Genomic DNA, 22,447 nt, shown 5'->3' on the forward strand with positions numbered 1-22,447 from the left:
TGGGCCCTCAGGCGTCGCCGCCGCGCAGGCCGACCAGGACCTCCTCCAGCTCGTCCGGCTTGACCAGCACGTCGCGGGCCTTGGACCCCTCGGACGGCCCGACCACGCCCCGGGTCTCCATCAGGTCCATCAGCCGGCCCGCCTTGGCGAAGCCGACCCGCAGCTTGCGCTGGAGCATCGACGTGGAGCCGAACTGCGAGGTGACCACCAGCTCCACCGCCTGCACCAACAGATCCAGGTCGTCGCCGATGTCCTCGTCGATCTTCTTCTTGCTGTCCTGCGCCACGGTCAGCACGTCCGAGCGGAACTCCGGCTCGCGCTGGTCCTTGCAGAACTTCACCACGTCGGCGATCTCGCGCTCGGTCACCCAGGCGCCCTGGATCCGGATCGGCTTCGACGCGCCCATCGGCAGGAAGAGGCCGTCACCGCGGCCGAGCAGCTTCTCCGCGCCCGGCTGGTCGAGGATGACCCGCGAGTCGGCCAGCGAGGAGGTGGCGAACGCCAGCCGGGACGGCACGTTCGCCTTGATCAGACCGGTGACCACGTCGACCGAGGGCCGCTGGGTGGCCAGCACCAGGTGGATCCCGGCGGCCCGGGCGAGCTGGGTGATCCGGACGATGGAGTCCTCAACGTCGCGTGGCGCGACCATCATCAGGTCGGCCAGCTCGTCCACGATCACCAGCAGGTACGGGTACGGGCGCAGCTCCCGCTCGCTGCCCGGCGGGGCCTTGATCTCGCCGGTGCGCACCTTGCGGTTGAAGTCGTCGATGTGCCGGACCCCGTTGGCGGCGAGGTCGTCGTAGCGCATGTCCATCTCGCGGACGACCCACTCCAGCGACTCGGCCGCCTTCTTCGGGTTGGTCACGATCGGGGTGACCAGGTGCGGGATGCCCTCGTAGCCGGTCATCTCGACCCGCTTCGGGTCGACCAACAGCAGCCGCACCTCGTCGGGGGTGGCCCGGGTCAAAATGGACACAAGCAGAGAATTCAGGCAGCTCGACTTCCCGGCACCGGTGGCCCCGGCGATAAGGATGTGCGGCATCTTCGCGAGGTTGGCCACCACGTAGCCACCCTCGATGTCCTTGCCCAGCGCCACCACCATCGGGTGGTGGTCGCCGGTGGCGGCCCGCGAGCGGAGCACGTCGCCGAGCGACACGTTCTCCGGGTCGGTGTTCGGGATCTCCACGCCGACCGCGCTCTTGCCCGGGATCGGGCTCAGGATCCGCACGTCCGGCGACTTCACGGCGTACGCGATGTTGCGGGAGAGCTGGGTGATCCGCTCCACCTTGACGCCCGGGCCCAGCTCGACCTCGTAGCGGGTGACCGTCGGGCCGCGGGTGAAGCCGGTGACCGCGGCGTCCACGTCGAACTGTTCGAAGACTCCGGTCAACGCGGCGATCACCTCGTCGTTGGCCTTGCTCCGGGTCTTCGGCGTGGCGCCGCTGCCCAGCATGTTGGCCGGCGGCAGCGTGTAGTCGCCGGCCAGCCCGGCGAGCGCGAGCTGCTCGGCCCGGGTGGGCAGGGGCGAGTGCTCCGGCGGCTCGGCCGGCTTGCGGCTCGCCGGCACCTTCGCGGGCCGCTTGCGCGGCAGCTTCAGGGTGTCCTGCAGGTCGACGCCGTCGAGGTCGTCGAGGTCGCCGTCCGGGTCCGCCGGTTCCAGCGGCGCAACGCGCTTGGCCGGCCGCTTGCGGGCCGGCTTCGGCGCCGCCTCGGCCTCGGCGTCGTCGGTGGCCGGCGCCCCGACCAGGCTGCCCGCGAGCAGCCCGAGCCGCTCCGGGATCTTGTTGATCGGCGTCGCGGTGACCACCAGCAGGCCGAAAATCAGCAGCAGGACGAGCAGGGGCATGGCCACCCAGGCGGTGACCGCGGTCGCCAGCAGGTCGCCCAGGCCCGCGCCGATCAGGCCGCCCGCGTAGTCCCGCTGCACCGCGTCGGCCGGGTCCTGTCCGATGTGCAGCAGCGCCGCGGTGGCGAGCAGCATCGAGCCCCAACCGACCAGGCCACGCCCGCGGTGCGCGGGATCGCCCGGGGTCCGCATCAGCCGCCAGGCACCGATCATCAGCAGCACCGGCACCACGATCGCGATCGCGCCGAGGAAGAGCCGGACGGTGTCGGCGAGGCGGGCACCGACCGGCCCGGCGCCACCGAACCAGATCGCCACCGCGCTGAGGATCGAGACGCCGAACAGAAGCAGCCCGGCACCGTCGCGGCGGTGCTCCGGGTCGAGGTCGCGGGCCGAGGCGGCCTGCCGGCCGGCGGCGCGGACCGCCCAGCCCACGCCGTGCGCCAGACCCATCCACAACGCACCGACCGCCCGACCGACGTAGACGGCCGGCCCCGGCCGGGCCGCTGGCCGCCGTCGGGGAGTCGCCCGGGTGGCCTTCTTCGCCGGCTGACGGGCACGACTGTTCGTGGTGCCACGCGGCGACGCGCCGCGCCGCCGGCTCGCCTGAGAGGTACGGCCCGCCATACAGTCACCGTAACGGCGGGACCCGGCGGATCGCCGCTTTTCCGGGTCGTGTCCGCGCGTCGCAGCGCAGACCGCGCCGTAGTGTGTGTTATTCGCATGGCGAAGGGATGCCGATGGCGTCGCCGGAGATCGAGGACGGTCCGGACGGCCCCCTGGCCGGACCGCCGCAGGCGTTGCGGCCGCTGACCGGCGAGCTGATCGCCGCCGTGCTGGCCAACCGGGGGTACGCGGTGGCCGAGGATGCCGACGGCGATCTGGTGGGCCGCTGGGAGCAGCACCTGATCTGGTTCCACCGCCGCGGCGCCGCCGGGGAGTTGCTGCAGGTCCGTACCGTCGCCGCGCACCGCTTCGGCATCGAGCGCGTCCCCGAGCTGTACGCGTTCTGCAGCTCCTGGAACCACGACCGGCTCTGGCCGAAGGCGTTCGTGCACGTAGCCGACGACGGGCTGGCCCAGGTCTGCGGCGAGGTGACCACCGACCTGGAACGCGGGGTCACCCCGCACCAGCTCGACCAGCTGATCGACTGCGGCATCACCACCGGCTGCCAGCTCGGCGCCGCCGTGGGCCGCCTGCCCGGCGGGTCGGTCCGGTGACCACCTTCCGTGACCGGGGCCTGGCCGAAGCCCTCGCCGACGCCCGGGATCTGCCCGACGGCGAGGCCCGCTGCGCCGAGCTGGAGCGGATCGCCGCCCGGGCCGACGCGACCGACGACCCGCGTACGGCACTGGCCGCGCGGTTCGCGCTGATCGAGGCGTACCTGCACCTCGGGGAGCGGTGGCGGCTGGTGGAGCCGGTGCGCCGCTGCCTGGCCGCGCTCGACCGGGCGCCCGGCCTGCTGGACGGCCGCCCGGACGACATCGAACGGCTGCGCCGGCACCAGCGGCAGGCGGTGGAGGCGCTGTTCGGCACCCCGCGGATCGGCCTGGACCAGGCCCGGTCCCTCTTGGACGAGCTGACCGACCGGCTCGGCCCGGACGCCGAGCCGGTGGTCGAGCTGCGCTGCCGGCTCGCCGACCACCTCGGCGACGAGCCGACCGCCCGCCGGGAATACGCGCGCTGGCCCGACCATGCCGGCTCGACGCGTCTGACGCCGCGCCGCGACCCGGAACAGCCGCCCGGCCAGCCCGGCCGCGCGGCACCCCGCGCCGACCTGGCCCGGCCGGCCGTGCCCGACCCGGTCGCCGGCTGCCCGGGGTGCGCGCCGGCGCGGCGGGCCGAGCTGCTGGCCGGGTGGGGGGAGCCGCTGGCAGCCCTGGCGGCGCTGCGCCCGGTGCTCGACGGCGAGGTGAGCTGCACCGATCAGCCGGAACGGGCCCTGGTGGCGGGGCTGCTGCCGTGGCTGCGGACCGGCGAGGCGGCCCGCGCCGCACGGGCCCACGTGCGCGCCTACCGGCGGCACCGCCGGGAGCGGAACGCCTTCCCGCTGCTGGCCGCGCACCTGCGGTTCTGCGCGCTGAGCGGGCACCTGGACCGCGGGCTGGACCTGCTGGCCGAGCAACTGCCCGGGATGGACCATCCCGCCGACGACCTGTCCGCCATGGAATTCGCGGCGGCGGGCGCGCTGCTCTGCGGGTTGGCGGTCGAGGCCGGGCAAGGCGAGCGGCAGATCCGCCGCCCGGGGCACGGGCCGCGGCCGGTGGCCGAGGTGGACGTGGCCACGCTGGGCGGCCAGCTCCAGGCGCTCGCCATCGCGCTGGCCGGCAGCTTCGACGCCCGCAACGGCACCGGGCACCAGTCCGGCCGGATCGCCTCCTGGCTGGCCGAACGGCCGCTCGCCGAACCGGTGCCGCTGCCCGCCGAGGACGACGTCGACGAGTGGCCGGACGACGACCCGGCCGAACCAGGCCCGCCGGGCGAGGAGGAGATCGCTCCGCTCAGCCTGGCCCTGCTCACCGCCGCCCTCGACGTACGCGGCGACGGCTACGCGGTGGAGCCGGACGGCACGGTGGTGGGCCGCTGGGGCGAGGCGGTGATCCAGTTCCGCCGGCTCGGGCGGCAGGGGGAGATCCTGCACGCCCGGGTGGCGGCGGCCCGCCGGCTGCCGGCCGCCCGCCGCGCCCAGGCGTACGCGTTCTGCAACGCCTGGAACCACGACCGGCTGCTGCCGGCGGCGTACGTGCACGATCCCGGCGACGGGACGCTGGTGCTGGCCGCCGACGTCACCACCGACCTGTCGCACGGGGTGGCCCCGGCGCAGCTCCTGGTGCTGGTGACGGCGGCGGTCAGCACCGGTACCGCGTACGCCGAGGCGGCCGCCGCACTGCCCTGACAGTGCCGTGCGGTCAGACCTCGACGACCGTCGGGACGATCATCGGCCGCCTGCGGTACGCGTCGTTGACCCAACGCCCGACGACCCGCCGGACGATCTGCTGGAGCTGGTGCGGGTCGGTGATGCCGTCCGCGGCGGCCCGGTTGAGCGCCTCGGTGACCAGCGGGACGACCGGGCTGAACGCCTCCGGGTCCTCGGAGAAGCCCTTCGCGGAGACGGTCGGACCGCCGACCACCTTGCCGGTGACCGAGTCGACCACCACGGTGGCGGCGATGAAGCCGCCGTCGCCGAGAATCCGCCGCTCGGTGAGCAGCGACTCGCTGACGTCGCCGACCGCGAGCCCGTCGACGTAGACGTACCGGCTCTTCACGTGGCCGGCCAGGCTGGCCCGCCCGTCGACCAGGTCGACGACGTCGCCGTCCTCGCAGAGCACCACCCGGTCCGGGGCGACGCCGGACTCGATGCCGAGCCGGGCGTGCGCCCGCAGGTGCCGCCACTCGCCGTGCACCGGCATCAGGTTGCTCGGACGGGTGACGTTGAGCAGGTAGAGCAGCTCCCCGGCGGGGGCATGGCCGGAGACGTGCACCTTGGCCACGTCCTTGTGCACCACCACCGCGCCGGCCCGGGCCAGCCGGTTGATCACCCGGTAGACCGAGGTCTCGTTGCCCGGCACCAGCGAACTCGCCAGCACCACGGTGTCGCCCGGGGCGATGGTGATGTGCCGGTGGTCGCCGCTGGCCATCCGGCCCAGCGCGCTCATCGGCTCGCCCTGCGAGCCGGTGGACATCAGCACGATCTGCTCGGGCGGCAGCGTGGTGGCCTCCTCCAGGCCGACCACCAGGCCCGGCGGGATGTTGAGCAGGCCGAGGTCGCGGGCGATGCCCATGTTGCGGACCATCGACCGGCCGATCAGCGCCACCTTGCGGCCGTGCTCGACGGCCGAGTCGAAGACCTGCTGCACCCGGTGCACGTGCGAGGCGAACGAGGCGACGATGATCCGGCCCCGGGCCTTCGCGAAGATCGAGTCGAGCACCGGTCCGATCTCCCGCTCCGGGGTGACGAAGCCGGGGATCTCCGCGTTGGTGGAGTCCGACAGCAACAGGTCCACCCCCTCGGCGCCGAGCCGGGCGAAACCGGCCAGGTCGGTGATCCGGCCGTCCAGCGGGAGCTGGTCCATCTTGAAGTCGCCGGTGTGCAGCACCAGGCCGGCGCCGGTGCGGAGGGCCACCGCCAGCGCGTCCGGGATCGAGTGGTTGACCGCGAAGAACTCGCACTCGAACGGGCCGAGCCGCTCCCGGTCGCCCTCCCGCACGGTCAGCGTGTACGGCTGGATCCGCCGCTCGGCCAGCTTCGCCTCGACCAGGGCCAGGGTGAACTGCGAGCCCACCAGCGGAATGTCCGCCTTGTGGGCGAGCAGGTACGGCACCGCGCCGATGTGGTCCTCGTGGCCGTGGGTGAGCACGATCGCCTGGACGTCGTCCAGCCGGTCCAGGATCGGGCCGAAGTCGGGCAGGATGAGATCCACGCCCGGCTGCTCGACGTCGGGGAAGAGCACCCCGCAGTCGACGATCAGCAGCTTGCCGTCGTACTCGAAGACGGTCATGTTCCGGCCGATGGCGCCGAGTCCGCCAAGCGGAATGATCCGCAAGCCGCCTTCCGGCAGTGGCGGGGGAAGTTCACCCTCGATATGCGCCTCGGTCACGCGTTCACCTCATTCTGCGACGCCGTCGCCCGGCGTCCGTCGTGTCGTTCGATCATTCGGGAAGGGCCAGGCCCGCCGCCGCGCAGTCGGCGCGCAGCTGGGCCAGTTCGTCGGCGGTGGCGTCCACCATCGGCGGGCGCACCGGGCCGGCCGGCAGGCCCTTGGCTGCCAGGCCCGCCTTCACCAGGATCACACCCTGGGTACGGAAGATGCCGGTGTACAGCGGCAGCAGCCGCCGGTGCAGGGCGAGGGCGGTCGTGGGGTCGCCCGCCTCGTACGCCTCGATCAGCTGCCTGGTCTGCACCCCGGTGAAGTGGGTCGAGGTGCCGACGACGCCGACCGCGCCGACCGCGAGGGAGGGCAGGGTCAGCGCGTCCTCGCCGCTGTAGAAGGCCAGGTCGCTGCGGGCGAGCACCTCGGAGGTGGCGGCGAGGTCACCCTTGGCGTCCTTGACCGCGACGATCCGGCCGTGCTCGGCCAGCCGCACCAGAGTGTCGGTGGCGATCGCGGTGCCGGCCCGGTGCGGGATGTCGTACATCATGATCGGCAGGCCGGTGGCGTCGGCGACCGCGGTGAAGTGCCGCAGCAGGCCGCTCTGCGGCGGCTTGTTGTAGTACGGCGTGACCACCAGCAGGCCGTGCGCGCCGGCCTTCTCCGCCTGCGCCGCCAGCTCGATGGTGTGCCGGGTGTCGTTGGTGCCGACCCCGGCGAGGATCCGGGCCCGGTCGCCGACCGCCTCCGCCACGGCCCGGATCAGGGCCTCCTTCTCGGCGTCGGTGGTGGTCGGGGACTCCCCGGTGGTGCCGTTGAGCACCAGCGCGTCGTTGCCCTGCTCATCGACGAGGTACTGGGCGAGCCGGCCGGCGCCGTCCAGGTCGAGGGATCCGTCGGCGGTGAACGGGGTCACCATGGCCGTGATCAGTCGCCCGAACGGGCGCGACGTGCCCCGGTCGGGAGCGGCAGGGTGGTCGTGCGTCATGTTCACAACCTAGCGGACGACCACCGGGGGCCCGGCGGCGAAGGGCGCAGGAGTCACTCGACGTGCGGGCTGGTCGCCACCTCGGTGCCGTCCGGCAGGGCGGAGATCACGAAGTCGGCGAAGACGTTCGGCGCGACGCGTGAGAGCTGCCGCAGGCACTCCACGGCCAGCTCGCGGATCTCCACGTCGGCGTGCTCGGTGGCGCGCATCTTGATGAAGTGCCGCCAGGCCCGGTAGTTGCCGGTGACCACGATCCGGGTCTCGGTGGCGTTGGGCAGTACCGCCCGCGCCGCCTGCCGGGCCTGCTTGCGGCGCAGCGTCGGGTTGGGCTCGTCGGTGAAGCGCGCCTCGAGTCCCTCCAGCAGCTCGGTGTACGCCCGCACGCTCGCCTCGGTCGCCTCGACGAACTTCTTGTGCAGCTCCGGGTCGTCGGCGATCACCGCGGGCTCGACCATGGCCGCGTCCCGCTCCGGCACGTACCGCTGGGAGAGCTGGGAGTAGGAGAAGTGCCGGTGCCGGATCAGCTCGTGGGTGAAGGACCGGGACACCCCGCTGAAGTAGAAGCTCACCGAGCCGTGCTCAAGCACGCTCAGGTGCCCGACCTCCAGGATGTGCGCCAGGTAGCCGGCGTTGGTCGCGGTGGCCGGGTTCGGCTTCTTCCAGCTCTGGTAGCAGGCCCGGCCGGCGAACTCGGCGAGGGCCTGACCACCCTCGGCATCGGTCGACCACGGCACATCGTCCGGCGCCTGGAACTGCGTCCACGCGATGAGCTTGACCTGGGGCTGCACCATCTCCGGCATTCCTGCGACTGTAGTGGCCGGTGTGCCTGGGGCGAAAGTTGGGCACGCGGACGTGAGGCGTCGCACCACAGCAAATCTTGCGGGCGCGGGTCAGACGTAGAGCGAGGTGAACGGAGCCCAGGGCAGGTTGCGGACCACCGAGAAGGCGAGCCACGCGGCGAGGAAGCCGCCGAGCACCTTCGGGCTGAGCCGCAGCTCCGGAATCCGCCAGCCGAACGCCTGGTTTCCCGCCCAGGCGACGAAGAGATACGCCAGGAAGGGCAGCGCGAACACGAAGAGGAAGTGGTGCCGGGCGGCGGCCGGCAGATCGGCGTGCAGCACGTACCACAGGGCGCGGGTGCCGCCGCAGCCCGGGCAGTCCAGCCCGGTGGTGAGCTTGAGCAGGCAGGTCGGCGGGGCGTCCGGTGCGCTGTGGGTGGGGTTGCTCAGCAGCGCGTACGCCATGCCGAGGCCGACACAGCCCACGGCGGCGAGGGGCACCGCCCAGCGCGGGGCGCGGGCGTGCACCCGCAGCACGAAGCGGGTGAACCGGTCCGGCTCGACGTGCTGGTACGCCACCCCGGCGGGCCAGATCGGCGGCGGGACGGGGCCGGTGGGCGGGACGGGGACTGCCTGCGGTTCGGGCGCCGCAGCTTGCCGGTCAACGCTCGTCACTGCCTCACCGTACACCCGCGACGCCTGCCAGCGCGGCAGCCAACGGGACCGCCAGGTCGCCGGCGGCCGGCGGGGCGACCGCGTCCAGGCCGAGCCACCCGGCGAGGCGGTAGAGCTCGGCGGCGAGCGCCACGGCGGTCTCCCCCGGATCAGCCCCCGGCTCCAGCCAGGCGGCCGGCACCAGCAGCACCCCCGCCTTCCGGTCGGCCTTCAGGTCGACCCGGGCGGTGAACCGCTCGCCCTGGAGGAAGGGCAGGACGTAGTAGCCGTGCACCCGTTGCGGGGCGGGCACGTAGATCTCGATGCGGTAGGTGAAGCCGAAGAGCCGCTCGGTGCGGGCCCGCTCCCAGACCAGCGGGTCGAACGGGCTGACCAGGGTGTTGCCGCGGACCCAGCGGGGCAGCCGGGCCTGCGCGTGCAGGTAGGCCGGCTGCCGCCAACCCTGCACCTCGACCGGGATCAGCTCCCCCGCCTCGACCAGCTCCGCGATCGCGCGTCGGGCCCCGACCACCGGCAGCCGGAAGTAGTCGCGCAGCTCCGGCTCGGCCGCCACGCCCAACGACCGGCCTGCGACCGCCACCAGGGCCCGGTGGGCGTCGACATCGGCCGGGGTGGGCGTGTCCAGCACGACCGCCGGCAGCACCCGCTCGGGCAGGTCGTAGCGGCGGGCGAACGAGGTGGTGCGGTCGGCCGCGGTCACCTCCCCGGCCCAGAACAGGAACTCCAGCGCCCGCTTGACCGAGGACCAGTTCCATCCCCAGTTGCCGGTCTCCCGGGGCGCGTCGTGCTCGATCTCGGCGGCGGTGAGCGGCCCCCGGGCCGCCACCTCGTCGCGTACCCGGGCGACCAGCTCGGGCTGCTCCTGCGCGATCCGGCGCATCCCGCCCCACGCCTCGTCACGGGCCCGGGCCATCCGCCAGCGCAACGCCGGCTGCAGGCCGACCGGGATCAGCGACGCCTCATGCCCCCAGTATTCGAACAGGTCCCGGGGGCGCCGGTAGGCCGCGATGTCGAGCAGCTCGGCCGGGTAGGGCCCGAGCCGGCTGTAGAGCGGCAGGTAGTGGGCCCGCTGCAGGACGTTGACCGAGTCCATCTGGATCAGCCCGACCCGGTCCAGCACCCGGCGCAGGTGCCGGCGGGTGGGCACCCCGGACGGCGCCGGGTCGGCGAAGCCCTGGGCGGCCAGGGCGACCCGGCGGGCCTGGGCGAGCGAGAGCGATTCCGGTGCGACCATCGCCGCGCACCCTAATCCACCCGTACGACACGACCGGCCGGAGCGGACGCTGGACCCGCCGGCCGCCCGGGCGTAGAACGGACGGATGCTCACCATCCGCCGGGAGGAGCCGGACGATGCCGAGGCGATCGCCCGGGTGCACGTACGCGGCTGGCAGGCCGCGTACGCCGGGATCATGCCGGACGAGGTGCTGCACCGGCTGAACCCGGCCGCCTGGGCGCAGCGCCGCCGGGACCTCGGCACCGCCGACCCGGAGCACCCGTTCGTCACCCTGCTGGCCGAGGTCGACGGGGCGGTGTCCGGGTTCACCACCTTCGGGCCGTATCGGAACAACCAGGACCGCGGCGACCTCGACCACCGGTACGGCGAGGTCGTGGCGATGTACGTCGAGCCGGCGTGCTGGGGCACCGGGGCCGGCCGGGCGCTGCTGACGGCGGCCCGGGCCGACCTGGCCGAGCGGGGCTGGACGGAGTACCGGCTCTGGGTGCTCGCCGACAACACCCGGGCTCGGCGCTTCTACGAGCGCGGCGGGCTGTCACCGGACGGCGAGGAGGCCACCTACCCGCTGCCGCTGTCCGGCGGGCGCGGCCCGGTGCGGCTGCGGGAGCTGCGCTACGCCGCCCGCCTCGACGGCTGACTTGCGCCGCTGGGCGGGTGTGCCGCGGCTCGACGTGGCGGGGCGGCGGATCGGCAGGCCGAGCAGCAGGCCCAGGCTGATCCAGACGTACGCGTTGCTGCCGAGGAAGGCGTCGACCCCGGTGAAATCCTCGTCCCAGGACCAGACGATCCGGCTGATCAGGAACGCGTACCCGATGGCCGCGGCGGCCAGCAGGACCGCGCGCCGGCGGCCGCGCGCGGGGGCCGCCATGCCGTTGTCGACCAGCAGGATCAGCGCGGGCAGCAGCCAGACCAGGTGGTGCACCCAGGTCACCGGGCTGACCAGGCACATGGTGACGCCGGTCAGGGCCAGGCCGGTGGCCTCGTCGCCGGCGGCCACCGCCGCGCGGGAGCGCCATGCCCAGACGGCCAGGGTGGCGAGCACCAGCACCAGCCAGGTGACGGTGCTCGGGTCCGCCGGATCCAGCCGGGCGACCATCCCGCGCAGCGACTGGTTGGAGATGAAGGCCAGCTCGCCCACCCGGTCGGTGTTCCACAGCGCCGACGTCCAGAACTCGCGGGAGGCGTCCGGGAAGAGCGCGCCGGCGAGCAGGGTGGCTCCGGCCGCCGCGCCCATCGCGGTGAACGCGGCCCGCCAACGCCCGGTGAGCAGCAGGTAGACGATGAAGATGCCCGGGGTCAGCTTGGTCGCGGTGGCCAGTCCGATGCCCACCCCGGCCCACCGGCTGCGCTCCGGCAGCAGCCGCAGCAGGTCCACCGCCACCAGGCAGACCAGCAGCATGTTGACCTGGCCGAAGCTGACCGTCTCGCGCATCGGCTCGTAGGCGGCGGCCAGGCAGAGCGCCACCGCGAGGGCGAACCAGCGGGTCCAGCCGCAGCGGCGGGCGATCGGGTCGACCAGCCACCAGATCACCACGGTGCTGGTCACCACGGTGGCGATCACGCTCACCGTGGTCACGGCGTGCCACGGCAGGTACGCCATCGGCAGCATGACCAGCGCGGCGAACGGCGGGTAGGTGAAGCCGTACTGGGTGCCGGCCCGGAGGAAGTCGTAGATCTCCCCGCCGTGCACCCAGAAGGTCAGCGCGCCGTGGTAGACCTCGAGGTCGAAGAAGTCGTGCCGCACGGCCTCCTCCGACAGGAAGGCGGCCACCGCGACGGCGAGCACCACCACGGCGACGACCTGCGCGATCGCCCGCCTGGCACCCTGCGCCACCGTCGCCTCCCTCGCCCTGCGTAGGCTCACGTGCCATGGCACTCGGGTACGTCCGCCCCGCGCGTCCGGAGGACGCCGGCGAGATCGCTCGCCTCCAGCTCGCGACCTGGCGGGTCGCGTACCGCCGGATCCTGCCCCGACACGTGCTCGACAACCTGGACGAGGCGTACCTCGCCCGGCGGTGGAGTGCGGCGGTGCAGGAGCCGCCCTCGGGCGCGCACCGGGTGTTGGTCGCCGTCGAGCAGGCCGAGCAATCGTATCTGGTGGGGTTCGTGGCGGCCGGTCCGGCCGACGCCGAAGCGCTCGCGCCGGGCGAGCCGGCCGACGCGCTCGGCGACGGGGTGGTCGCGGTGACCGACCTGCTGGTCGAGCCGCGTTGGGGCCGGCGCGGGCACGGCAGCCGGCTGCTCGCGGCCGCGGTCGACCACTGGCGGGAAGACGGCTTCACCCGGGCGGTGGTCTGGGCGTTCGACGCCGACGCCGCGACCCGCAAGTTCCTCACCTCGACCGGCTGGGAGCCCGACGGCGCCACCCGCGCCCTGGACGTCGACGACATGCTCGTCCCCCAGGCTCGCCTGCACGTCGCCGTGCCCACCGAGGCGTCCGCGGAGAGCTGAGCGCCCCCGGCGCCGGGTACGCCGGTCGGCGGCCCCGGCGCGGGCCGGGACCGCCGATCGGGCGGCGGTCAGGCCTTGTCGGCGCCCTCGTTGGCGCCGCGGACGAAGTAGCGCTGGAAGATCGCGAAGAGCACCGCCACCGGGATGGTGGCGAGCAGTGCTGCGCCGAGCTTGAGCGGATACTGGCTGCCCTTGCCGAGCGAGCCGCTGAACAGGTCGGCCAGCCCCCGGGGCAGGGTGAACAGGTGCGGGTCCTGGACCGCGACCAGGCTGTGCGGGAAGTCGTTCCAGGAAGCCTGGAACGACAGGATGGTCAGCGTGATCAGGGCCGGCTTCGCCATCGGCAGCACCACCGACCAGAAGGTGCGGAAGACGCCCGCCCCGTCGATCCGGGCCGCCTCCTCGACGCTGACCGGGATCGACTCGAAGAACTGTTTCATGATGAACACCCCGGCCGCGTCCGCCAGCAGCGGCAACACCAGGCCCGCGTAGCTGTCGTAGATGCCGAGCTGCTTGAGCACCAGGAACTTCGGGATCAGCAGCACCACGCCGGGGACGGCCATCACCGCGATGATCGCGGCGAAGAGCCCGGCCCGGCCGCGGAACCGCAGGCGGGCCAGGGCGTAGCCGGCGAGCGAGTCGAAGAACACCCGGCCCACCGTCACCAGCACCGTGACCAGCACCGAGTTGCCCAGCCAGAGTGGGAAACCGGTGCCCGCGAAGATCCGCTCGAAGCCGGCCAACGTCACCGGATCGGGGATCGGCGACAGCCCGTTCGCCGCCGCGTCCGGCTCGGTCTTGAACGAGTTGGCGATCTGGATGACGAACGGGTAGAGGAAGACCAGCCCGAAGAAGATCAGGATGGCGTACCCCAGGATGCGGTTGACCTGGGCGCGCGGCCCGTGGTCGGCGCGGCGCGCGACGGGTGCCGCCGGCCGGTCGGTCAGCACGGCCATGTCAGGACCCCTCCGGTACGCGCCGCCGCCACCACCGGCCGCCCCGGGGCCTGTCCCGGTCGGCCAACGCCCGGCGCTGAACCAGGGTGAACACGATGATGATCAGGAAGAGAACGAATGAGATCGCCGCACCACGGCCGTAGTCGAACTCCCGGAACGCGGTCCGGTACGACAGGTAGGCCGGGGTGAGTGTGGTCTTGGCCGGGTCGCCCTGACTCATCACGTAGACCTGGTCGAAGACCTGCCAGGAACCGATCAGGCCGAGGGTGAGCACCAGAAACATGGTCGGCTTGATCATCGGCAGGGTGACGTGCCGGAACCGCTGCCAGCGGTTCGCCCCGTCGACGGTGCTGGCCTCCTCCAGCGTCACCGGGACGTTCTGCAGCGCGGCGAGGAACATCAGCATGAAGGTGCCCGAGGTGGTCCAGACCACCAAGCTGATGATCGTCGTCATCCCGACACTCGGCCCGGAGAGCCAGTCCCACCAGGTCAGCCCGAACGGGCCGCCACTGGTCAACGCGGCCGGCGGCGAGTCCACGCCGACCGCGCCGAGCAACAGGTGCAGCAGGCCACGGGAGTCGGAGAACCACTGCGGTCCGTCGATGCCGAAGACGCCGAGCAGGGCGTTCACCGCGCCGCCGTTGGTGAACATGAAGAGGAAGACCACGCTGATCGCCACCGAGCTGGTGACCGAGGGAAAGTAGAACGCGGTCCGGAAGAAGGTCTTCCCCTTCAGCATCCGGTTGTTGACCACCAGGGCGAGACCGAGGGCGAGCACGGTCTGCGCCGGCACCACCATCGCCACGTAGTAGAGGTTGTTCCGGATGCTGGTCATGAAGTCCCGGCGGGCCAGCCCGTCCTCGGTGAACAGCCGGGTGTAGTTCTTCGCGCCGACGAGCGGCACGTCGGCGGTGAACGGGCTGCCCTGGCCGTTCCAGCCGGTGACGCTCACCCAGAGCGCCATCAGGATCGGCAGCAGCAGGAAGAGCCCGAGGATCACGATGACCGGCGCGACGAAGAGCCAGCCCGCGATCTGCTCGTTGCTCCGGATGCCGCCGCCGGGTCGCTGGTGGCGCGCCGGGCCGGTCTGTGCGACCGCCGCGGTGGCGAGCGCGTCCGTTGCCATCTCCCCTCCCTTCCATCGGAGGCCGGCCGGAGGGCCCGGTGTGCGCCGGGCCCTCCGGGTCGCGCTCAGCCGCCGAGCGCGGCCTTGAAGTTCTTGTCGAAGTTCTGCAGGATCTGCTTCGGATCGCCCTTGGCCAGGCCCTGCAGGCCGGTGTCCAGGTCGCCGAGGACGCTGTCCATCTTCGGGGCGTTCACCGGGCCCTGCGCGTACGCGGCACCGTCGATGAACGCCTGGTCGGCCGGGAAGGCCTGAGAGTACTGGTCGCGGACGGACTGCCGGGACGGCATCACGCCGAACGCCTTGGCGAAGGTGATCTGCTGGTCGCCGGCGGTCATCGCCTCGACGAACTTGATCGCCTGCTCCTTGGACTTGCTCTTGGCCGCGATCCCCCAGCAGTTGGTGAAGGAGAGCGTCCCCTTGCCCTTCGGCCCGGCGGGCATCTCGACGACCTTGTACTTCACGTTCGGGAAGTCGTTCTGCAGGGCACCCTTGATCCAGTTGCCCTCGATGGCCATCACGGCCTTGCCCTTGCCGAACGCCTCACCGGACCAGCCGGCGTCGAGCTGCTTCGGGAACTGCGCGTAGCCGCTGGTGAGCAGGGTCTTGACGTACTCGAGGGCGGCCACGTTCTCCGGGGTGTCCGCAGTGGGCTGCTTGCCGTCCTTGCTGGTCAGCCAGCCGCCGTTCGCCACCAGGAAGGCGCCGATCCGGTCCCGGGTGTCACCGAGGGCCAGCGGCACCATGCCCTTCGCCTTGATCTTCTGGCTGGCCGAGGTGAGCTGCTCCCAGCTGGTCGGCAGGTCGGCGTCGGTCAGCCCGGCCTTCGCCCACAGGTCGGTGTTGATCTCCAGGGCCAGGGTGGAGAAGTCCTTGGGCGCGCAGTAGAACTTCCCGTCGTAGGTGAACGTGTTCCGCAGGCTCTCGTAGAAGTCGTTCGAGTTGCTGATCTTGTCGCCGTACGGCTCGAGGGCGCCGACGCTGGCGTAATCGGCGAACCGGCTGGCGTCGACGTAGAAGACGTCCGGCGGTTCGCCGCCGGCCAGAGCCTGGCCGAGCTGCTGGACGAGGTCCTGGGCCGGGGTGACGGTGGCCGTGTTGCCGGAGGCGGAGGCCCACTTCGCGGCGGCGTCCTGCACCGCCTTGGTCTCGGCGTCACCGGAGGAGCCGATCATGATCTGGAGGTTGGCCGGGCCGCTGGACTGCTTGGTGTCCTTCGCGGAATCGTCGAAGCCGCTGCCGCAGGCGGCGGAGCCGAAGAGGGCGACGGCGGCGAGGCCGGCCACCGTTGCCCGGGTGAGGGTGCGACGTGTCATCTCTTTCTCCTGGTGGGGGGGGGACGTGGTCACGCGGTGTGCCGGAGCACGAGCGTGGGACTGAGCAGCACATGAGGGTCGGTGGGCTGGCCGTCGAGCAGCCCGGTGAGCAGCTCGACGCAGCGGCCGGCGGCGGCCGCGAGCGGCTGGCTGACGCTGGTCAGCCCGATCGCGGCGGCCACCGGGGTGTCGTCGAAACCGGTGACCGCGACCGGGACCGCGGTGTCGCGTACGGCCCGGAGGGCGCCGAGGGCGAGTGAGTCGCTGACGCAGACCACCGCCGTCGGCGGTTCGTCCGCGGCGAGCAGGTGACGCATCTCCCGCTCACCCTGATCGATGCCGTCCTCGGTCTCGCGGTACGGTGCGGCGCCGTCGAGGCCGGCCGCCGCCATGGTGGTACGCCAGCCCGCGCGCCGGTCGTCGCCCACGCCGGAGCCGGCCGGCCAGCCGATGAAGGCGATCCGGCGATGGCCGGCGTCGAGCAGTCGCCGGGTCGCCTGCGCGGTGCCGGCGGCGCCGTCGACGTCGACCCAGGGGTGGGAGTCCGGGTCGTCCCAGGGCCGGCCGAAGGTCACGAACGGCACCTCCCGCCGCGCCAGCCAGGCGGTACGCGGATCGCCGTGGTCGGTGCCGGTGAGCACGAACCCGTCCAGGTCGTACGCGCTGAGCAGGTCGTCGTAGGTGGCGATCTCGTGGTCGACGTCGGTGGCGGTGTAGAGCATGACCCGGTAGCCCGCGGCGTCGGCGGTCTCGGTGAGCCCGTGCAGGAACCGGTCGAGCACCGAGCCGTTGATGCCGTCCCGGGTGGGCTCGATCCGGACGGCGAAGAGTCGGGAACGCCCGGTCCGCATCTGCCGGGCGGCCTGGTTGGCGCGGTAGCCGAGGGCGTTGATCGCCTCCTGCACCCGCCGCCGGGTTTCCTCGCGGACGATGTGCGGCGCGTTGAGCACGTTGGAGACCGTCTGCCGGCTCACCTGGGCCTGCCGGGCTACCGTCGCGATGGTCACCTTCTCAGTCACGAAATCCCTCTCGCCACCTTGAACGATCCAACTCCGATACGGCAGGATTAGATCGTTCAAGTTTCTGGAATGTTTCGCACTGTGCACCGGCCGAACGGCATCTGTCAAGATGCCCCGGCCACCCATCAGCACCCCAGGAGTTCCCCGTGTCCGAACGCCACCTGCAACCCCTGCTGCACGACCTGGTCGGGGTGGTCCATGCCCCCACCAGCGCGCTGGGCGACGCGGCGGGCCAGATCCGGCCGAGCGGCGTCCAGGGCGTCTTCCACGCCGACGCCCGGGTGCTCTCCCGGGCCGAGCTGCGCGTCGACGACCGGGAGCCGGAGCCGGTGGCCCGCGGTGCCGCCGGCCCGCACGGGACGCGGTTCGTCACCCTGGCCCGCTGGCTCGGCGACCCCGGAGCCGACCCGACCGTCCGGATCGACCGGACCCGGCTGGCCGGCCCGCACGGCATCACCGAGGAACTGCACATCCGCTCCACCGCCGCCGTCCCGGTCCGGGCCACGGTCAGCGTCGACCTCGGCTGCGACCTCGCCCCGATCGAGCTGGTCAAGTCCGGCGGCAGCGGGTCACCGCTGGAGGCGAAGGCCGGCGAGCCCGGCCGGATCGAGTGGGCCGCCGAGGGCCTGATCGTGACGGTGACCGGCGAGGCGGCCATCGTGGACGCCGCCGGCGACCGGGCCGTCGCGCCCCGGCTCAGCTGGCCGGTCGACCTGACCCCCGGCGGGTCCGTCACGCTGCGCTGGCGGCTCGCCGTCACCGATCCGAACGCGGTGGTGGCCACCCCGCAGGCCGCCCTGGACTGGTCCGTCCCGGAGGTACGCGCCGACGACCGCCGCCTGGTCCGGCTGCTCGACCGCTCCCTGGCCGACCTGCGCGCGCTGCGACTGGCCGACCCCGCCCACCCCGAGGACGTCTTCCTCGGCGCCGGGGTGCCCTGGTTCCTCACCCTGTTCGGCCGGGACAGCCTCTGGGCCGCCCGGATGATGCTGCCGCTCGGCACCGAGCTGGCCGCCGGCACGCTGCGCGTCCTCGCGCGCCGGCAGGGCACCCGGACCGACCCGGCCACCGGCGAGGCGCCCGGCAAGATCCTGCACGAGCTGCGCCGGCACGAGTTCGCCCTGCCGGCCCACGAGCTGCGGCTGCCGCCCGCGTACTACGGCACGGTCGACGCCACCCTGCTCTGGGTCAACCTGCTGCACGACGCCTGGCGTTGGGGTCTGCCCGCCGACCAGGTCGAGCCCCTGCTCCCCCACCTGGAGGCGGCGCTGCGCTGGCTCGGCGAGCACGCCGACGCCGACGGCGACGGCTTCGTCGAGTACGTCGACACCACCGGCCACGGCCTGGCCAACCAGGGCTGGAAGGACTCCGGCGACTCGATCCGCTTCCGGGACGGCCGGCTGGCCCAGCCGCCCATCGTGCTGGCCGAGGTGCAGGGATACGCGTACGCGGCGGCGGCGAACGGGGCCGCCCTGCTCGACGCCTTCCACCGTCCCGGCGCCGACCGCTGGCGCGAACATGCCGACCAGCTCGCCCGGCGCTTCCGCACCGCCTTCTGGGTCGACGGCCGCTACGGCCCGCAACCCGCGCTCGCGCTGGACCGGGACAAGCGCCCGGTCGACTCGCTGACCAGCAACATCGGTCACCTGCTCGGCACCGGGCTGCTGTCGGACGACGAGTCGGCGCAGGTGGCGGCACTGCTGTCCACCGAGGCGCTGGTCGGTGGCTTCGGGCTGCGCACCATGTCCACCGACGACGCCGGGTTCAGCCCGCTGTCGTACCACTGCGGGTCGATCTGGGCGCACGATACCGCGATCGTGCTCGGCGGGCTGGCCCAGGCCGGCTTCGCCGAGGCCGCGCTCCGCCTCGCCGACGGCCTGCTCGACGCCGCCGAGGCGTTCGACTACCGCCTCCCCGAGCTGTACGGCGGCGACGACCGGGAGGCGCTCGGCCGTCCGGTGCCGTACCCGGCGGCGTGCCACCCGCAGGCGTGGTCGGCGGCGGCCGCGGTGGCGCTGCTCCAGGCCGGCGTCGGCCTCTACCCCGACGTGCCCGGCGGGCGGGTGCAGGTGCGCCCGCTGGCCGGCCCCGAACTGGGCGCGCTCGCCGCCGGCGGCCTGCGGGTCGCCGGTGCCCCGGTCACCGTGGACGTCGACCGCTCCGGCCAACCCACGGTCACCGGCCTCCCCGCCCGCCTGACCGTGACGATCGCCCCCCACATCCCCACCCCCCGCCCCGCTCCACCGACCGAAACTCCCACCCCCACCTCCTGACCGCCGGCCCCCGCTGGCCGCCGCCTGGTTGATCAAGGAGTTCGCGTCAGAAACCGGCAGCCCCTCCGTGACGCGAACTCCTTGATCAACGCGGGCCGGTGGGGGCGGGGTGGCGGAGTGGCTAGGCAGGGGTGAGTTCGGCCACCAGTTCGTCGTCCTCCACGGCGCCGGTGGGGCGGAAGCCGAGCGAGGTGTAGAGGGCGACGGCCGGGGCGTTGTCGGGGTGGTAGCTGAGCCGGACCGGCCCACCCTGCGCGGCCAGCCAGTCGGCGAGGGTACGCACGGCGGCCCGGCCGACACCCCGGTCCTGCTCGGCGGCGTCGATCAACATGCCCCCGATCCAGCGCGAACCGTCGTCGTCCACGCCCCACATGACGTGCCCGACCACCGTCTCGTCCGCGTTCACGGCGAGCGAGGTCCAGACGTCCGAGCGCATGGTCAGCACCAGGTAGCGGGCGGCCAGGGCCGCCACCCACGAACGCTGATCGTCGCGGGGCGCGACGTCGGCCACGGCCCGCCAGTTGTCGTCGTCGACCGGACGCAGGGTCACCCGCCGGCCGGCACGGTCGCACAATCCAGAATCGATCATGCGGGTGAGCCTAGGCGCGGCTCGGCGACCCCGACGATCGGTTTCGGCCGCCGGCGAACGGTGCCCGGCCGGACGACGATCGGGTTCGCGGCGGCACGCCGCCGCCGGGAGGCGGGCCGCCGCTTGGGAGGACGCGCCGCCGCCGGGAAGGACGGGCCGCCGCCGGGAAGGACGGGCCGCCGCCGGGAGGGCGGCTAGTCGAGCAGGGTGTCCAGGCCGACGGTGAGACCCGGGCGGTGACGCACCTCGCGTACGGCGAGCAGCACGCCCGGCATGAACGACGCCCGGTCGTACGAGTCGTGCCGGATGGTCAGTGTCTCGCCGGTGGTGCCGAACAGCACCTCCTGATGGGCGACCAGGCCGGTGGCACGGACCGCGTGCACGCGTACCCCGTCGATGTCGGCGCCCCGGGCGCCCGGCACCTCGTCCCGGGTGGCGTCCGGCGCGGGACCGAGGCCGGCCTCGGCGCGGGCCCGGGCGATCAGCCGCGCGGTGTGCGTGGCGGTGCCGCTGGGCGCGTCCAGCTTGCGCGGGTGATGCTGCTCGACGATCTCGACCGACTCGAAGTGCCGCGCCGCACGGACGGCGAACTGCATCATCAGCACCGCGCCGATGCCGAAGTTGGGGGCGATCACCACGCCCACTCCGGGCTTGCGCGCCAGCCAGCCACGCACCCGGTCGAGGCGCTGCTCGGTGAAGCCGGTGGTGCCCACCACCGCGCTGATGCCCTGGTCGATGCACCAGTGCAGGTTGTCCATGACGACGTCAGGTGTGGTGAAGTCGACGACCACCTCGGCACCGGCGTCGGAGGCGGCGAACAGTCCGTCGCCCTGGTCGACCATCGCCACCAGGTCCATGTCGGTGGCGGCGTCGACGGCCTTGCAGACCTCCACGCCCATCCGGCCACGGGCACCCAGCACGCCGACCCGGATCGGCTCGACCGGGTTCTTCTCCTGCTCGTCTGTCACGGGGCACAACCTATCCCAATCGGGACGCGGTCATCCGGCGGGACCAGCGGCATCCCACCGGGAGCCCATGATCGACGCGGTGTGCGGCATACTGCGGTCTCCGCGGCACCGGACACCACCACTTGCCGCAACCCGCGCACGGCCAAGCGGCCGGGTCGGGCGGGCCGGGCGGGTCAGGCCGAGAAGGCGGACTCGTCGAACGGGCCGACCACCGCGAGGGACATCGGTCGGCCGAGCAGGTCGGCGGCGAGAGCGTTCACGTCGTCCAGGGTCACCGCGTCGACCCGGGCAAGCAGCTCGTCCACCGGCATCAGGTTGCCGTAGAGCAGCTCGCCCTTGGCCAGCCGGCTCATCCGGGAGCCGGTGTCCTCCAGTCCGAGGACGAACGAGCCCTTGCTCATCCCCTTGCCCCGGGCCAGTTCGGCCCCGGTGATGCCCTCGGCGGCCACCCTGGCCAGCTCGGCCCGGGTCAGCTCCAGCACCTCGTCCAACTTGCCGGGTGCGCAACCGGCGTAGACGGCGAACAGGCCGCTGTCGGCGTACTGGCTGGCGTACGAGTAGACCGAGTACGCCAGGCCGCGCCGCTCGCGGATCTCCTGGAACAGCCGGCTCGACATGCCGCCGCCGAGCACGTTGTTGAGCACCCCGAGGGCGAAGCGCCGCTCGTCGAGGCGGTCGATGCCGGGGCAGCCGAGGAGCACGTGCGCCTGCTCGGTCTCCTTCGACTCGACCAGGGTGGCGGCCGGCTTCGTGCGTACCGTCGGGGCGGCCGGGCGGCGTGGGGCCGGCACCGCCGGGTCGGTGTCCAGCGGGGTGCCGCGCAGCGCCTGCCGGACCAGCTTGACCACGGCGGCGTGGTCGAGGTTGCCGGCGGCGGCGATGACGATCTGCGGCGGGGTGTACCGACGGCGGTAGAAGCCATGGATCTGCCGGCGGGTCATCGGGGTGACCGTCTCCTCGGTGCCGGAGATCAGTCGGCCGAGGGGGTGGTCGCCGTAGACCGCGCGGGCGAACAGGTCGTGCACCTCGTCGCCCGGCTCGTCGTCGTGCATGGCGATCTCTTCGAGGATCACGCCACGTTCGGTCTCCACGTCGGCGTCGTTGAGCACCGAGTCGGCGACCAGGTCACACATGACGTCGATGGCCAGCGGCAGGTCCTCGTCCAGCACACGGGCGTAGTAGCAGGTGTATTCCTTGGTGGTGAAGGCGTTGGTCTCGCCACCCACCGCCTCGATCGCCGCGGAGATGTCCAACGCGCTGCGCTTACGGGTGCCCTTGAAGAGCAGGTGCTCCAGGAAGTGCGCGGCCCCGCCCTGCGGCCCCGTCTCGTCGCGGGAGCCGACGGCGACCCAGATGCCGAACGAGACGCTGCGCATCGCCGGGATCGCCTCGGTGAGCACGCGCAACCCGCTGGGCAGCACGGTACGGCGCACGGTCCCGCCCAGCGGGTCGTCGCTGAGCGTACGGGTGACCGCGCGGGTCGACCCGCCGGCGGACCGGGTATCCCCGGTCGCGTGCCGGGCGGCGCCGGGCACCACCCCCCGTCGATCCGCAGGAAAAGACGAACGCCGGGTCCGGCTCACGAAAACCTGCTTCCAGTTCGATGAGGGGTGGGTGGTGCGATGTTTCAGCAGCGACGCTCCT

The 22,447-nt window shown here is 73.0% G+C and carries 19 protein-coding genes; 5 read left to right on the forward strand and 14 right to left on the reverse strand.

What is annotated here, in order from left to right:
* Positions 1 to 7: 7 nt before the first annotated feature.
* The gene (locus ACNAW0_RS06100) at positions 8 to 2,470 is read right to left on the reverse strand and encodes a DNA translocase FtsK (protein WP_416286721.1); all 2,463 of its coding nucleotides are present in this window, start codon (positions 2,468 to 2,470) and stop codon (positions 8 to 10) included.
* Between the two features lie 113 nt (positions 2,471 to 2,583).
* Between ACNAW0_RS06100 and ACNAW0_RS06105 the strand changes: the two genes are divergently transcribed.
* Positions 2,584 to 3,063 (forward strand): YbjN domain-containing protein, encoded by a 480-nt coding sequence (locus tag ACNAW0_RS06105; RefSeq protein WP_416286722.1) that lies wholly within the window; start codon positions 2,584 to 2,586, stop codon positions 3,061 to 3,063.
* Positions 3,060 to 4,739 carry a YbjN domain-containing protein gene (locus ACNAW0_RS06110; RefSeq protein WP_416286723.1) on the forward strand — a complete coding sequence of 560 codons (1,680 nt, stop codon included), beginning with the start codon at positions 3,060 to 3,062 and terminating at the stop codon, positions 4,737 to 4,739. The genes ACNAW0_RS06105 and ACNAW0_RS06110 overlap by 4 nt, the downstream gene beginning before the upstream one ends.
* Before the next feature lie 13 nt (positions 4,740 to 4,752).
* Here ACNAW0_RS06110 and ACNAW0_RS06115 read toward each other — a convergent pair whose 3' ends face one another.
* The 5 genes from ACNAW0_RS06115 to ACNAW0_RS06135 form a co-directional block, all read right to left on the reverse strand.
* Positions 4,753 to 6,441: a ribonuclease J gene (locus ACNAW0_RS06115; RefSeq protein ID WP_416286724.1), complete on the reverse strand. Its 1,689-nt coding sequence runs from the start codon at positions 6,439 to 6,441 to the stop codon at positions 4,753 to 4,755.
* Between the two features lie 52 nt (positions 6,442 to 6,493).
* On the reverse strand, positions 6,494 to 7,420 hold the full coding sequence (gene dapA, locus ACNAW0_RS06120) for a 4-hydroxy-tetrahydrodipicolinate synthase (protein WP_416286725.1): 927 nt from the start codon (positions 7,418 to 7,420) through the stop codon (positions 6,494 to 6,496).
* 53 nt (positions 7,421 to 7,473) lie between these two features.
* Complete coding sequence (thyX, locus tag ACNAW0_RS06125) at positions 7,474 to 8,211, reverse strand: FAD-dependent thymidylate synthase (RefSeq protein ID WP_416286795.1); 738 nt, start codon at positions 8,209 to 8,211, stop codon at positions 7,474 to 7,476.
* 99 nt (positions 8,212 to 8,310) lie between these two features.
* A complete protein-coding gene (locus ACNAW0_RS06130) occupies positions 8,311 to 8,874 on the reverse strand; it encodes a DUF2752 domain-containing protein (protein WP_416286726.1) in 564 nt (187 codons plus the stop codon).
* Between the two features lie 4 nt (positions 8,875 to 8,878).
* Positions 8,879 to 10,108, reverse strand: coding sequence for a winged helix-turn-helix domain-containing protein (locus ACNAW0_RS06135; protein ID WP_416286727.1), 1,230 nt, complete (start codon positions 10,106 to 10,108; stop codon positions 8,879 to 8,881).
* Between the two features lie 85 nt (positions 10,109 to 10,193).
* On the opposite strand from ACNAW0_RS06135, the gene ACNAW0_RS06140 reads away from it, so the two are divergent.
* Positions 10,194 to 10,745, forward strand: coding sequence for a GNAT family N-acetyltransferase (locus ACNAW0_RS06140; RefSeq protein WP_416286728.1), 552 nt, complete (start codon positions 10,194 to 10,196; stop codon positions 10,743 to 10,745).
* On the opposite strand, the gene ACNAW0_RS06145 is transcribed toward ACNAW0_RS06140, so the two are convergent.
* On the reverse strand, positions 10,644 to 11,942 hold the full coding sequence (locus ACNAW0_RS06145) for a glycosyltransferase 87 family protein (protein WP_416286729.1): 1,299 nt from the start codon (positions 11,940 to 11,942) through the stop codon (positions 10,644 to 10,646). The genes ACNAW0_RS06140 and ACNAW0_RS06145 overlap by 102 nt on opposite strands.
* Positions 11,943 to 11,977: 35 nt before the next feature.
* Between ACNAW0_RS06145 and ACNAW0_RS06150 the strand changes: the two genes are divergently transcribed.
* Positions 11,978 to 12,559, forward strand: coding sequence for a GNAT family N-acetyltransferase (locus tag ACNAW0_RS06150; protein ID WP_416286730.1), 582 nt, complete (start codon positions 11,978 to 11,980; stop codon positions 12,557 to 12,559).
* A gap of 68 nt (positions 12,560 to 12,627) precedes the next feature.
* Here the strand turns inward: ACNAW0_RS06150 and ACNAW0_RS06155 are convergent, their stop codons facing one another.
* From ACNAW0_RS06155 to ACNAW0_RS06170, 4 genes are all read right to left on the reverse strand, one after another.
* Positions 12,628 to 13,515, reverse strand: coding sequence for a carbohydrate ABC transporter permease (locus tag ACNAW0_RS06155; protein ID WP_416286731.1), 888 nt, complete (start codon positions 13,513 to 13,515; stop codon positions 12,628 to 12,630).
* Position 13,516: 1 nt separating this feature from the next.
* Positions 13,517 to 14,641, reverse strand: coding sequence for a carbohydrate ABC transporter permease (locus tag ACNAW0_RS06160; RefSeq protein WP_416286732.1), 1,125 nt, complete (start codon positions 14,639 to 14,641; stop codon positions 13,517 to 13,519).
* 65 nt (positions 14,642 to 14,706) lie between these two features.
* Positions 14,707 to 15,954 (reverse strand): sugar ABC transporter substrate-binding protein, encoded by a 1,248-nt coding sequence (locus tag ACNAW0_RS06165; RefSeq protein WP_416286733.1) that lies wholly within the window; start codon positions 15,952 to 15,954, stop codon positions 14,707 to 14,709.
* Between the two features lie 29 nt (positions 15,955 to 15,983).
* Positions 15,984 to 16,973 carry a LacI family DNA-binding transcriptional regulator gene (locus tag ACNAW0_RS06170; RefSeq protein WP_416286734.1) on the reverse strand — a complete coding sequence of 330 codons (990 nt, stop codon included), beginning with the start codon at positions 16,971 to 16,973 and terminating at the stop codon, positions 15,984 to 15,986.
* Between the two features lie 146 nt (positions 16,974 to 17,119).
* On the opposite strand from ACNAW0_RS06170, the gene ACNAW0_RS06175 reads away from it, so the two are divergent.
* Positions 17,120 to 19,246, forward strand: a complete 2,127-nt coding sequence (locus ACNAW0_RS06175) for a glycogen debranching N-terminal domain-containing protein (protein WP_416286735.1) — start codon at positions 17,120 to 17,122, stop codon at positions 19,244 to 19,246.
* 121 nt (positions 19,247 to 19,367) lie between these two features.
* On the opposite strand, the gene ACNAW0_RS06180 is transcribed toward ACNAW0_RS06175, so the two are convergent.
* From ACNAW0_RS06180 to ACNAW0_RS06190, 3 genes are all read right to left on the reverse strand, one after another.
* Positions 19,368 to 19,835: a GNAT family N-acetyltransferase gene (locus ACNAW0_RS06180; protein ID WP_416286737.1), complete on the reverse strand. Its 468-nt coding sequence runs from the start codon at positions 19,833 to 19,835 to the stop codon at positions 19,368 to 19,370.
* Positions 19,836 to 20,029: 194 nt separating this feature from the next.
* Positions 20,030 to 20,803, reverse strand: a complete 774-nt coding sequence (gene dapB, locus ACNAW0_RS06185; RefSeq protein WP_416286738.1) for a 4-hydroxy-tetrahydrodipicolinate reductase — start codon at positions 20,801 to 20,803, stop codon at positions 20,030 to 20,032.
* Between the two features lie 173 nt (positions 20,804 to 20,976).
* The gene (locus tag ACNAW0_RS06190; protein ID WP_416286796.1) at positions 20,977 to 22,341 is read right to left on the reverse strand and encodes a M16 family metallopeptidase; all 1,365 of its coding nucleotides are present in this window, start codon (positions 22,339 to 22,341) and stop codon (positions 20,977 to 20,979) included.
* Positions 22,342 to 22,447: the final 106 nt, after the last annotated feature.

The organism is Micromonospora sp. SL1-18 (assembly GCF_047921505.1).
Classification (GTDB): Bacteria; Actinomycetota; Actinomycetes; order Mycobacteriales; family Micromonosporaceae; genus Micromonospora.